Annotated in this window: 9 protein-coding genes; 3 read left to right on the top strand and 6 right to left on the bottom strand. The window is 71.2% G+C overall.

Annotated features, from left to right (window positions below; translation table 11 throughout):
• The first annotated feature begins 59 nt into the window (after nt 1–59).
• The gene (locus ACZ5MC_RS04975) at nt 60–260 is read left to right on the top strand and encodes a hypothetical protein (RefSeq protein WP_306599219.1); all 201 of its coding nucleotides are present in this window, start codon (nt 60–62) and stop codon (nt 258–260) included.
• Between the two features lie 64 nt (nt 261–324).
• Nucleotides 325–966: a MarC family protein gene (locus ACZ5MC_RS04970; protein WP_464517175.1), complete on the top strand. Its 642-nt coding sequence runs from the start codon at nt 325–327 to the stop codon at nt 964–966.
• Nucleotides 967–970: 4 nt separating this feature from the next.
• On the opposite strand, the gene ACZ5MC_RS04965 is transcribed toward ACZ5MC_RS04970, so the two are convergent.
• From ACZ5MC_RS04965 to ACZ5MC_RS04940, 6 genes are all read right to left on the bottom strand, one after another.
• Nucleotides 971–4,588, bottom strand: coding sequence for a PAS domain S-box protein (locus ACZ5MC_RS04965; protein WP_464517174.1), 3,618 nt, complete (start codon nt 4,586–4,588; stop codon nt 971–973).
• Between the two features lie 66 nt (nt 4,589–4,654).
• On the bottom strand, nt 4,655–5,923 hold the full coding sequence (gene thrC, locus ACZ5MC_RS04960) for a threonine synthase (RefSeq protein WP_464517173.1): 1,269 nt from the start codon (nt 5,921–5,923) through the stop codon (nt 4,655–4,657).
• Between the two features lies 1 nt (nt 5,924).
• Complete coding sequence (locus tag ACZ5MC_RS04955) at nt 5,925–6,866, bottom strand: homoserine kinase (protein WP_464517172.1); 942 nt, start codon at nt 6,864–6,866, stop codon at nt 5,925–5,927.
• A complete protein-coding gene (gene thrA / locus ACZ5MC_RS04950; protein WP_464517171.1) occupies nt 6,863–9,259 on the bottom strand; it encodes a bifunctional aspartate kinase/homoserine dehydrogenase I in 2,397 nt (798 codons plus the stop codon). Before thrA ends, ACZ5MC_RS04955 begins: the two co-directional genes overlap by 4 nt.
• Before the next feature lie 279 nt (nt 9,260–9,538).
• Complete coding sequence (locus ACZ5MC_RS04945; protein WP_464517170.1) at nt 9,539–11,266, bottom strand: NAD(P)-binding domain-containing protein; 1,728 nt, start codon at nt 11,264–11,266, stop codon at nt 9,539–9,541.
• Nucleotides 11,267–11,292: 26 nt separating this feature from the next.
• A complete protein-coding gene (locus tag ACZ5MC_RS04940) occupies nt 11,293–11,649 on the bottom strand; it encodes a cytochrome c3 family protein (RefSeq protein ID WP_306599211.1) in 357 nt (118 codons plus the stop codon).
• Between the two features lie 148 nt (nt 11,650–11,797).
• Between ACZ5MC_RS04940 and ACZ5MC_RS04935 the strand changes: the two genes are divergently transcribed.
• A complete protein-coding gene (locus ACZ5MC_RS04935; RefSeq protein ID WP_464517169.1) occupies nt 11,798–12,787 on the top strand; it encodes a PstS family phosphate ABC transporter substrate-binding protein in 990 nt (329 codons plus the stop codon).
• Nucleotides 12,788–12,796 lie beyond the last annotated feature (9 nt).

The raw sequence follows: 12,796 nt of genomic DNA, 5'->3' as shown, positions 1-12,796 counted from the left end.
TTACACTGGAATCCGGGCTCCAGCCCCCCAACCCGATCCTTCAAAAGCGAGGTTCCGCCGTGTCCAAACCCGATCCTTCCATCACCGCCGACCTCCTGAGCAAGCTCCCCGCCAAAAAGGCCGAGACCCACACCGAATCCCATGTGCCGGCCCTGAAGAAGGCCACCGGCATGGGCCCCAAGGGCACCAAGCCCAACGCCCGTTCCGCCGAGAAGGGCACCGTCCAGGGCCACACCCGCTCCTCCAACCGCGGCAAGTAGCGCCCGCCTGAACTTCCGGACCCCCCCGGCCGCGCCGGTGGGGGTTCCGCGCACCGGACGACCCATGCCTGGAACGCTGTACCTCACGTTCTTCACCTTCCTCGCCCTGTTCCCCATCCTGAACCCGCCGGCCATGGCGCCGGTGTTCCTGCAGCTCACGGGTCACGTGCAGGAACCGGAGCGGAACCGGCTGGCCCGCCTCATCGGCATCTACACCTTCGCCTTCCTCACCTCCCTGCTCTTCATCGGGGGCTGGATGCTCAAGCTCCTGGGCATCTCCATCCCCGTCATCAGCGTGGCCGGGGGCCTGCTGCTCTTCCACTCCGCCTGGCACATGCTCAACCGGGATCCCCGGATGACGGAGTCGGAGAAGGCCGAGATCCAGGTCAGCATGAAGGACAAGGCCTTCTTCCCCCTGACCCTGCCGGTCACCGCCGGGCCGGGCACCATGGCCGTCACCCTCAGCCTCGTGCCCGCCGGCAACCTCCTGGACCCGCCGGTGCTGCTCCGCTACGCCGCCGTGGCCGGCGGCATCGCCCTGGCCGCGCTGGCCGTCTACATCTTCTACCGCTTCTCCGGCGCGGTGATCCGGAAGATGGGACCCACCGGGGCGGCCACGGTGAGCCAGATCTCGGCCTTCGTGCTGCTGGCCATCGGGGTTCAGATCGTGTGGAACGGACTCAGGGAACTGATCCGTACCCTCTGAAATCCTAGGCGTCCAGGGCCGTCCGCACGCGCTCGGCCAGGACCTCCAGGGTGAAGGGCTTGCCCATGACCTTCAGGTCGCCTTCCACCACGCCGTGGTGCTCCATGACGTCGGCGGTGTAGCCGGACATGAGCAGGCACTTCAGTTCCGGACGCAGCCTCCGCGCGCGCTCCGCCAGCTCCCGGCCGTTCATCTCCGGCATGATCACGTCGGTGAGCAGGAGGCCGATGTCGAGGCTGGGATTTCGAAGGAAGGCCAGGGCCTCGCTGGGCGAGGCCGCGGCCAGGGTCCGGTACCCCAGGCTGCCCAGGAGCATGACGGTGACATCCAGGTGCATGGGCTCGTCCTCCACCACCAGGACGCACTCGCGGCCGCCAGCGGACAGGCGGTCCGCCCCCGGGGCGGCGGCCTTCTCCGCGGCGCCCGCGTGGCGCGGCAGGTGCACCCGGAAGGTGGTCCCCTGACCGGGGGCGCTGCGCACCTCGATGAAGCCGTCGTTCTGCTTCACGATCCCGTACACCGTCGCCAGTCCCAGGCCCGTGCCCTTCCCGATGGCCTTGGTGGTGAAGAAGGGCTCGAAGATGTGGCCCAGGACCTCCGCGTCCATGCCGCAGCCGGTGTCGCTCACCTCCAGGACCACGTACTCGCCGGGGCGGGCGTTGTGGCCGGGCATTGGATCGCCCTCCCGCAGCACGCGGTTTTCCGTGCGGATGGCCATGCAGCCCACCCCCGCGATGGCGTCCCGGGCGTTCACGGCCAGGTTCGCAAGGATCTGGTCCACCTGGGTGGGGTCCATGCGGATCGCCCAGAGGCCGTCGCGCTGGGTGTAGTCCAGGGTGATGTTCTCCCCGATCAGGCGCGAGAGCATCTGGAGCATGCCGGGGATGGCCTCGTTGAGGTCGATGACCGACGGCGACACGGCCTGCTTGCGGGCGAAGGCCAGGAGCTGGCGGGTGAGGTCCGCGGACCTCATGGCGGCCTTCTTGATCTCCTCGAAGCGGTCCTGGCTCTTGCCGGGCGGCGTGTGCAGGAGGCCCACCTCCGCGTTCGCCACGATCACGCCGAGCATGTTGTTGAAGTCGTGGGCCACACCCCCGGCGAGGCGCCCGATGGATTCCATCTTTTGGGAATGCTGCATCTCGGCCTGAAGCGCCTGGCGGTCCCGCTCCGCCTTCACCCGCTCCGTGATGTCGGACAGCGTGAGGAGGAACTCCCCGCCGATGGCGGTGGCCGAAAGGAGCACCGTCCGCTCCTGCCCGTCCAGGCAGGCCAGGGTGGTCTCCACGGGCGGCGCCCCGCCGCCCGGGGCGGACCGGATCTCCCACCAGGCCCGGGCCTCCTCCCGGCGCACCGGGTCGGGGTAGGCGCGCTCCAGCCACCGGGACAGGGATCCGATCTCGTCCAGGCTGTACCCGAAGGTCCGGTTGAACTGCCCGTTGAGGGCCACCATGAGGCCGCCCTCCCCCAGGATGCACATGGGCACGGGCGCGGCCTCGAAGAGCTGGCGGAAGCGGAGCCAGCTCTCCTGGAGGGCCCGCTCCTCGAGGTGGCCCTCCAGCGCGATGGCGGCCACGTGGGTGGCCATGGCCATGATGCTCTGATCGAAGGGCCCGGGCGCGCCGGGCTCGCGGTGGTAGAGCCCCAGGGAACCCAGCACGTTGCCGGAGGAGTCCAGGATGGGCGTGGACCACACGGAGCGCAGGCCCGCCTCCTCCATCCAGGAGCGGAAGTGTCCCTGGAAGCGGTCATCGGTCCGGATGTCCTCCACGATGACGGGTTCCCTGCGGAAGGCCGCCGTGGGACACGGCCCGAGCCCCTCGGCCACGGGAACGCCCTCCAGGACCTTGCAGAAGGCCTCCGGCAGGCCGGCGTGGGACCCGAACCGGAGCCGGCCGTCGGCGCCGCCCGTGAGGAGGATCGAGGCCATGGCGCCCGGGGCCAGCTGCTCCAGGGTGCCGGTGATGGCGTCCAGCAGCTCCTGGATGGGCTCGCCCGAGGCGACCCGCTCCAGGAGGCGGTTCTGGGCGGCCAGGCTCTGCTCGGCCAGCTTGCGCTCGGTGATGTCCTTGGCGATGCCGTAGTGGCCCATGATGCCGCCCTGCGTGTCCCGCAGCGGCCCCTTGGTGACCAGGAAGGTCCGGGGCCCCTGGGGCGTGTCCAGCACCTCCTCCAGGGTGCGGGCGCTGCCCCGCTGCAGGATCGCGGAATCCTCGTCCGAAGCCCCGGGCCGGTAGGGTTCCTTCCCCAGGACGTCGGCGGCCTTCATCCCGAAGGCCCGCTCGGCCTCGGGGTTGAAGAGCAGGTAGCGCCCCCCCCGGTCCTTGGCGTAGATGGCGTCGCTGGACGCGGTGGCGATGCCGTCCAGGAGCCGCAGGGCCCGGAGGCGCTCCGCCTGGAGGCTCCGGTCCCGCTCGGCCTGCGCCAGGATCCGGTGCTGGCGGAACATGCGGTCCACCAGCACCGCCAGGAACATCGCCAGGAGCCCCGCGAGGCCGATGACCGCCACCTGATTGCGGGCCGCGGCATAGAGCTCGGACTGGTCGATCTTGGCGACGAGGAACCAGTCCGTTCCCTTCACCGCGTGGATCACGCCCGCCACCGGCTCCCCGTTGTAGTCCTTGCCCTTGACGAAGGCCCCCTGGGGCGCGGCGCCCCGGAGGACCTGGGCGGTGACCAGCTCGCTGGCGGCCATCGGCCGGGTCATCTGGATCTGGCGGTCGGGGTTCTGCGGGGAGCCGCTGAGATACTCCACCTGGTCGCCCTTGCGCCGGAACAGCACCGCCTCGCCCGTGGTGGTCGGCACCGGCCACGCATGGAGCCTCGGGAAGAGCTGGACGACGGGGTCCACCGTGAGGACCAGCAGCGGCCCCGGCCGGTCCCCGGCGGGCGCCATGGGCGCCAGGAAGTCCAGGTGCAGGGCGCCGGCGGCGTCCCGGTACGGGCCGACCACCCGGCTGGCCCGGTCGGCCAATGTGGCCTTCACGGCCTCCATCAGGTCCGGTGAAGGGGCCCGCACCGCCGGGAAGGAATGCACGGTGAGCTGGTCGTCGATGACCATGAGGCCCTGGAAGCCCTTGAGGTCCCGGTAGGCCTCCAGGTTCCCGAAGAGGCGCTCCCGTTCATCGGGATCGCCGCTTTTCCGCCAGGCGTAGTAGGCCCTGGACCAGAACCGGGAGGAGGAGGCGAAGGTGACGTCCCCGCGCCGTTCCTGGACCCATTCCGACACCTGCAGGGCCTTGTTGTCGGCGATGGCCTGGAGCCGGGCGGCCTCGGTCGCCTCCAGTTGGCGGTACGCCTGGTGGATGCCGCCCCACACCAGGGCCAGGATCACCACGCCCAGGATCGCGACCGGCGGCACGATGAGCCGGGCCCGGGCCCGCCGTTCGCCGGTCAGCGCGGGGAGCAGGTGCCGCTTCATCGCCCGGTAGAGCAGCAGGGAGGTCACCCCCACGTAGAACCAGCCCTTCAGGGTGCTCAGCATGGCGATCTGGTCGGCCCCCCGGGCCACCAGCATCACCAGCCGGTCCGAAAGGAGGATCCACAGGGCCGAGAAGCCGGCATAGTAGAGCACCACCCGGAGGATGGCTGTGGAACCTCTGGAAGGGCTGGATTCGGGATTCATCTCGTCAGGGGCTTTCTGGCCTAAAGCATAACCAATTGAATCATGAAGCTTGAAATTTTCATGTACTCAACCGAGCTCCTCCCGCAGCGCCGCGATTTCCGCCGGCAGGCTCCGGGACAGCACGGGCCGGTCCTGCACCTCGGCCAGGGCCGGCGGCAGGGGCACCCGCAGCCCCAGGCCGGTCTCCAGGGTCTCCCGGAACTTGGCCGGGTGGGCCGTGGCCAGGAACACGCCCGTCTCGCCCGGCCCCAGGTTGCGGGCCAGGACGCCGTGGGCCACGGCCGCGTGGGGTTCCGGGAGGTAGCCGCCGGCGTGGAGCCCGCGCATGGAGGCCAGGGTCTCCCCGTCCGTGAGGCTCCCCCGGCGCAGGGCGCCCCGCATGGCCTCCACGTCGCCCTGGAACAGCGCGTGGATGCGCTCCCAGTTGCTGGGCGCGCCCACGTCCATGGCGTTGGAGAGGGTGGCCACCGAGGGCCGGGGGCGGTACACGCCGGTCTCCAGGAAGTCGGGGACGGTGGTGTTAGCGTTGGTGGCCACCACGAAGGCCTTCACGGGCAGGCCCGTGCGCCTCGCCAGGAGGCCCGCGTAGAGGTTCCCGAAGTTGCCCGAAGGCACGGCGATGACGGGGGCCTCCCCCACCCGGGCCACGGCCTCGAAGTAGTACGTCAGCTGGGCCAGGAGCCGCGCGATGTTGATGCTGTTGGCGGAGGTGAGGCCCAGGCGCGCCACCAGTCCGGCGTCCTCGAAGCTGGCCTTGACCAGGGCCTGGCAGTCGTCGAAGGAGCCCTCCACCGCGAAGGTGCGGACGTTGTCCCCCAGGGTGGCGAACTGCCGCTCCTGGAGGGGCGAGACCCGCCCGGCGGGGTAGAGGACCACCGCCTGGAAGCCCGGCAGGCCCAGGAAGGCGCTGGCCACCGCGGCGCCCGTGTCCCCGGAGGTGGCAGTCAGCACGGTGTGCCGGCGCCCGTCCCTTCGGGCCACGAGGGCCAGCATGCGCGCCAGGAACCGCGCGCCGAAGTCCTTGAAGGCCAGCGTCGGCCCGTGGAACAGCTCCAGGGCGAACATCCGCTCCCGCACCCGCACCACCGGCACGGGGAAGTCCAGGGCGGAGAAGACCGCCTCCTCCACTTCGGCCCGGCTGAACTCGTCCCCCAGGAAGCGGTGGAGGAGCTCCGCGGAGCGGGCCCGGAAATCCATCCCCAGGAGCGCCTCCATGTCCCGGAAGCAGGGCACGGGCTCGGGAACCCAGAGGCCGCCGCCCGGAGCCATGCCGGACTGGATGGCCCCGGCGAAGGTGGTGCGGTTCTTCGGGTCGCGGGTGTTGACGAGCCGCATGCTAGACCTCCCTCGCGCCGCGCAGGTCCAGCCCGCAAAGCCAGGACGTGCTGGGCAACGTCGCTTCGTCGAACGCGTTGCGGATGGCCGCGGCCACGGCCGGGGCGCACCCTTCGGGGGCCACTCCGAAGACGGAGGGGCCCGAGCCCGACAGGCTGAAGCCCAGGGCCCCGGCGGCCAGCGCCGCGGCCTTGGCCGCGGGGAACCCCGGCACCAGGGGCGCCCGGAAGGGCTCGGCCAGGGGGTCCCGGAGGCAGCGGGCCAGGAGGTCCCGGTCCCCGGTGTGCAGGGCGTGCACGAAGCCCGCGAGGTTGCCGGCGAAGCCCACCGCACCGGCCAGGGGCACCTCCCCGGGGAGCGCGGCGCGGCTGGCGGCGGTGGGCAGCTGCCATTCCGGGTGCACCACCACGAAGACCAGGTCCCGGGGCCAGGGCAGCTCGCGGGCCGTGGGGCGCCCGTCCCGGCCGGGCACGACCATGCGCAGCCCGCCCAGGAGGGAGGGCGCCACGTTGTCCAGGTGGCCGGCGCCGCTGTAGGCGCCCTCGGCCCGGCCCGCCAGGGCCAGGAGCTCGGGCCCTTCCAGGGGCGAGCCCGCGGCTTCCTGGAAGGCGGCCAGGGCCGCCACCACGGAGCTGGCGCTGGAGCCCAGCCCGCTGTTGACGGGCAGGCGCTTGTCCAGGGTCACGGCCCAGGGGGTGGAGATCCCGGTGCGCTCCCGGAACAGGCCCAGGGCGCGGGTCACCAGGTTGGGCCGGGAATCCCCGCTGAGCATGCCCGCGAAGGCCCCCTCCAGGACGAACCGGTCGGTCCCGGCCGGCTCCACCGTGACGAAGTCCCCCAGCAGCGTCCCGTCCAGGGGGGCCAGGGCGGCCCCCAGAAGGTCGAAGCCCGCGGCGACGTTGCCGATGCTGGCCGGCGCGAAGAACCTGACCGCCGGGCTCAATGGACCAGCCTCAGCACGTCCGAGAGCACCCCAGCGGCCGTGACCTGGGCGCCGGCCCCGTAGCCGCGCACGACCATGGGATAGGGGCTGTAGCGCTCCGTGAAGAAGGCGAAGGCGTTCTCCCCGCCCTTGACCTGGGCCAGCGGGTGGTAGGCGTCCACCACCCGCAGGCCGACGCTGCAGCCCTCCCGGGTGAAGCCCCCGATGTAGCGCAGGAAGCCGCCCTGGGCCGCGCGCCGGGCGAAGGCCTCGTCCAGGAGGGGCAGGCGCGCCATGAAGGAATCCACGTCGCCCGAGGCGTCGAAGTCCGGGGGCAGCAGGCCCTCGACGGCCACGTCCTCCAGTTCCAGTTCCATGCCGATCTCCCGGGCCAGGATGATGAGCTTGCGGGCCACGTCCATGCCGCTCAGGTCGTCCCTGGGGTCGGGCTCCGTGAAGCCCTGGGCCTTGGCCTGGGCCACCGCCCGGGACAGGGGCACCCCTTCGCCCACCGCGCCCAGGATGTAGGACAGGGAGCCCGAGAGAATGCCCTCGAACCGCTGCACCACGTCCCCGGTCTTCACCAGGTTCTGCAGGGTGTCGACCACGGGGAGCCCGGCGCCCACGTTGGTTTCGTAGAGGAACTGCCGGTGCAGGCGCCGGCAGCGCTCCCGCAGGCCCTTGTGGAAGGCGGTGGAGGAGCTGTTGGCCTTCTTGTTGGCGGCCACCAGGTGGAAGCCCGCCTCCAGGATCTCGGGGTAGCGCGCGGCGAGCTCGGCGGAGCTGGTGCAGTCCACGAAGACGGGCATCGCCGGCCGGTCCAGGCGCACCGAGGCCAGCACCTGGTCCAGGTCGGTGGGGACGGCGCCGGCCTTGAACTCCTCCCTCCACCTGGCGAGATCCTTGATGCCGTTGACCATGGACCGGCTGGTGGCCAGGGTGCGGATCCTGATGTCGAGGCCCTGCTCGCGGAACCTGGGCTCCTGGCCCAGGATCTGTTCCAGCAGGCACCCTCCGACGTTGCCCGCGCCGAACAGCACCAGGTCCAGGGTCCCCGCGGTGCGGAAGAAGCGCCGGTGCACGTGGGGCATGGCCCGGCGCCCGTCCTCCTCGCGCACCACCGCGGAGATGATCCGCTCGGAGGAGCCCTGGGCGATGGCGACGACGTTGCAGTCCACGTCCGCCAGCGCGTCGAAGAAGGTGCCCGCGATGCCCGGCCGCAGGTGCATGCCGTCGCCCACGATGCTGAGGATGGACACGCCCTCCTGGGCCTCCACCGCGTCCACGAGCCCCGCGGCCCGTTCCATCCGGAAGGCCTCGTCCAGGACCGCCACGCCCCGCTCGCCGTCCTCCCGGCGCAGGCAGAGGCAGATGGCCAGCTCGGAGGAGCACTGGCTGATGAACACCACGGACAGGTCGCGCCTGGCCAGGGCGCTGAAGGCCCGGGCCGCCATGCCGGGCACGCCGGCCATGCCCGGGCCCGAGATGTTCAGCATCACCAGGGCCGGCAGGAAGGAGATGCCCCGCACGCCCAGGGGCGGCGCCGCCACCCCGTCCCGGACCAGGGTGCCGGGGTGCTCGGGCTTGAAGGTGCTGGCCACCCGGATGGGGATGGCTCGCGAGCGCACCGGGGCGATGGTCTTGGGGTGCAGGACCTTCGAGCCGAAAAAGGCCAGCTCCATGGCCTCCTCGAAGCTCACCTCGGGCAGGGAGAAGGCCTCCGGCACGATGCGGGGGTCCGCGCTGAACACGCCCTCCACGTCGGTCCAGATCTCGACCAGGTCCGCGTCCAGCGCCGCCGCGGCCAGGGCCGCGGTGTAGTCGGAGCCGCCCCGGCCAAGGGAGAGGATCTTGCCCTGGACGTCGCCCCCGAAGAACCCCGGCAGCACCCAGAGCGCTGCGTCTCCGTCCCGCTCGGGCCGGAAGCGGGCGCGGATCTCGTCGGGAAGGGGCCGGCCCTCCATGGGCTCGCCCTCGAGGACGAGGTACTGGCGGGGGTCCAGATACCGGGGCTCGAGGCCCTTGCCCTTCAGGAGGGCGGTGAGGATGGCGCAGGAGGCGCGCTCGCCCAGGCTGGAGAGGGCCGCCAGCACGGAAGGGGAGCACTCGCCCACCAGGCCCACGCCCTGGAGGATGCGCGCGCACTCGGCGGCCAGGAGTTCCAGTTCCGCCCCGAGGGCGTCCGCGCCGTGGCCCAGGTCCGGTCGGAGGTCGGCCACCACCTGCCGGTGGCGGGCCAGGAAGGCCTCGGGCACGCCGGTCGCGGCGCCGGGGGCCGACACCAGGAGGTCCGTCACGCCGGCCAGGGCCGAGGCCACCAGGCAGACCCGGTCCGTCTCCAGGGCCGCGGTCACCAGGGCGGCCACGTCGCGCATGCGGGCGGCGTCCTTGACGCTGGTGCCGCCGAATTTCATGACTCTGAGGGGAACGGATGGGGGCCGGCTGTGCATGGGGACCTCGGCAAATGCAGAAAGCCCCGCGTCCTGGTGGCGCGGGGCGGAAAGTGGAAGTGATGATCCGACTAAGCCGTCCCCGCGCCGGGATGGGTACCGGTCGTGGTGGTGGTCATAATGGAGGAGCCCGCGTTCAGGGCGCCGCTGCCGGCGTTGCGGCCGGGAGAGGGGCGTGAGCCTTTGAGCGGGGACATCATCTGCCTACGATCCATGAAAAACCCTTCCCGGTCAAGGAGAGGATCACTCCCCCAGCAGGAACCGGAGTCGTTTCGCGGCCTCGCGGGTCGCCGGCAGTTCGATCCCGCCCGCCACCCGGACCTTGGCCCGGCCTCCGAAGAGGGACCGGATATCGAGCACGGCCTGGGGGTTCAGGAGGATCGTGCGCTGGATCCTCACGAAGAGCACCTGGTTGAAGGCCAGCTCCACCTCCTCGAAGGATCGCCAGGGCGTGGCGTGGCGCCTGCCTTCCACCCAGGCGTGCACGGCGCCGTCGATCGCCTCGAAGTGGGTGGTGGAATCCAGGTCCACCAGCAGGGCCCCTTCGGGACCGATCGCAGCGAAGCTGGGCTCGTCCACCAGGGCCTTCACGGCGCCCGGTTCCGGGACCGGTCCGGGGACGGGTTCCGGAACGGTCCCTGGGGAAGGGGCCGGAACGGGTTTCGGCGCGGGGATCGGTTTCGGTTCCGGCGCGGGGATCGGTTTCGGTTCCGGCGCGGGGATCGGTTTCGGTTCCGGCGCCGGAACGGGTTCAGGCGCGGCCAGGGCGGCGGGTTCCGGCTCCAGGTGGGGCCTTTCCTCCACATGCGGCCTGGGCGGCGGTGGCTTGGGCGGCACGGTCAGGTGGGCCTTGTGCTCAGCCGGCGCGTGGGGCCTCGGCGGCGCGGCCAGGTGGGGCCTGGGCTCAGCCGGCGCGTGGGGCCTGGGCACCGCGGCCGCGTGGACTTCAGGCGGCGCTTCCTTGGCGGGCCTGCGGGATTCGGTCCCCACGCGCCGTTCGGGCTCCCCGGCCTTGCGGGCGGCCGCGTTCTTCCGGCGCTCGGACTTGGTCAGGGGCCTGGCGGGCTCGGCCGGGGGCACCGGGGCGGGTTCGTCCAGCTTGGCGTCCTGGCGGTGGACGAGGGCCAGGGCCGTGAGGTCCCTGCCTCCCAGGCCGCGTCCCGCGGCGTTCTCCACCTGCAGGAGGAGCGGGGCGGCCATGGGCATGGCCACCCCCAGGTCCCGGGAGGAGCGTATGACCAGCTCCAGGTCCTTGGCGGCCAGGTCCAGGGTCTGGTCCGAAGGTTCGTAGTCCTGGCGCACCATCAGGCCCCCGAAGGCATCCATGGGGGGCGACTTGAGCAGGCCGAGGTTGAGCAGGCGCAGGTAGTCGGCGGGCGCGAAGCCCGCCTTCTCCCCGAAGGCCAGCACCTCGCCCAGCGTCTCGACCATGGCCACGGTGAGGAGATTGGCTCCCAGCTTGAGGGCGTGGGCCACCTCGGCCCGGGTCCCCACCCGGGTGATGCCCCGGCCGAGGGCCTCCAGGGCCACAAGGCAGCGGTTGACCTGGGTCTCCGGTCCCGCGGCCAGCACCCACAGGCGGCGGGAGGCGGCGTCGCTGGGCTTGCCCAGGACGGGCGCGGCCACGTAGCCCTGGCCCGCCTTCGCGTGGGCCTCGGCCAGGCGCCGGGACGTGTCCACGCCGATGGTGCTCATGCAGAGGTGGATGGCGCCGTGGCCCAGCTCTTCGAGAAGCCCGCCGGGACCGTAGGTCAGGGCCTCCTCCGCGGCGTCGTCGGAGACCATCGTCAAGGCCACCTGGGCCTTGGCCACGGCATCGGACACCGTGGGGCTGATGTGCACCCCGGGGGCGGCCATGACGTCGGCCCGTTCGGGAGTGCGATTCCAGAGGGTGACCTCGTGGCCGAGCTCGATGAGGTTCCGGGCCATGGGGGCGCCCATCCGGCCGAGTCCGAGGATGGTGATTCGCATGCAGACCCCCTTTGTGGAACCTTCCCCTACTTCGGGGTCAGCTTGAACTTGGGATGGCATTCCAGGCACTTCACCACCGGCGGCTTGTGCTGGCAGTGGCACTGGGTGCACAGGAAGGGCCCGGGATGGTCCCCCTTGGGGGTGGCATGGGGGTTCACGGGCAGGGCCTTGGTGTACGCGGCCATGGCGGGAAGGTCCCCGTGGCAGGCCATGCAGGAATCATCGGCCACCGCCGCCTTGGAGGGCTTTTCCTCCTTGTGGCAGTCGAAGCAGGTCACACCCGCCTTGGCATGCCTGGGGGTGGTCTTCTCGTCCGCGGCCCGCGCGGGGAGGCCAAGGAAAAAACAGGCCAGCACGGGAGCCAGGAAACGGCGCAGGGTCATCGAGAGTCCTCCGGGCATCGCACGATCTCTTCCAACAGTGAGCGGCAAGGCGTTAGTCTACTAAACAACGACCCACAGGTCGCCTGGTACTTCCGGGCGGCCCGGCCGGGAAGGCCATTCCTCGTCCATTCACGTTCGGGAGAACTTCATGGGCATGTCCTGTTTCCACGCCGCCCTCGCCCTATGCCTGGCAGCGGGAGCCCCCGCCCTCAGGGCCCAGACCACCCAGGTCCGGGCCAAGGTTTCGACCTCCCTGCCCACCTATGCCCCCACGCGGCAGGTGGCCACCCGCCTGGAGATCCCCGGCACCGACGCCCTGTCGGACCTGGGGGACGAATGGAACCGCCTTTTCAGGCAGTACCACCAGCAGGGCGGCATCACCTACCTGCCCAAGGTCACGAAGGACGCGGTCAAGGACCTGGCCGAAGGCGCCAGGCCGCTCATCATCACCGCCCGGGAACTCACCACCGAGGAGAACAAGACCTTCCAGACCAAGTTCGGCTACATGCCCATGCGCATCCCGGTATGCATGGACGCCCTCATCGTCTTCGTGCACAAGAACAACTCCCTCTCCAGCATCACCATGGAGCAGCTGGACGCCATCTTCTCCAAGGACCGCCTGGGCGGCGCCAAGGAGGCCCTCAAGGAATGGGGCGATCTCCGCGTGCGGGGCGACCTCGGAAAGCGCGAGATCCGCGCCTACGCCCGCGGCGAAGGCACGGCGATCCGCGACGCCTTCCAGGCCGCCGTGCTCCTCAAGGGCGCCTTCCGCACAGGCCTGATCCAGAAGGACGATTCCGCCTCCCTGGCCGAGGCCGTGGTCACCGACGAGGCCGGCATCGCCTTCGGCTCCCTCTCCTCCTGGTACGCGGGCGTGAAGGTCCTGTCCATCGTCCCCTACAAGGCCACCGACGCGCGGTTCCCGAACCAGGAGAACGTCACCACGAGCCGCTATCCCATGCCGCGCATGTACTACGCCTACGTGAACCGGGCCCCGGGCAAGCCCCTGGATCCGGCCGTGGACGAGTTCCTGCGCTTCATGCTGAGCCAGGAGGGCCAGGGCGCCGTGGCCGACGTGGGGATCCTGCCCGCGCCGCCCGAATTCCTGACCATCGCGCTCAAGCGCCTGGACCGCTGATCCGGCTTC

This window comes from Mesoterricola sp. JemC181, assembly GCF_055384585.1.
Note: the sequence above shows the minus strand (reverse complement) of the source record. Positions and strands in the feature narration are given on the sequence as shown.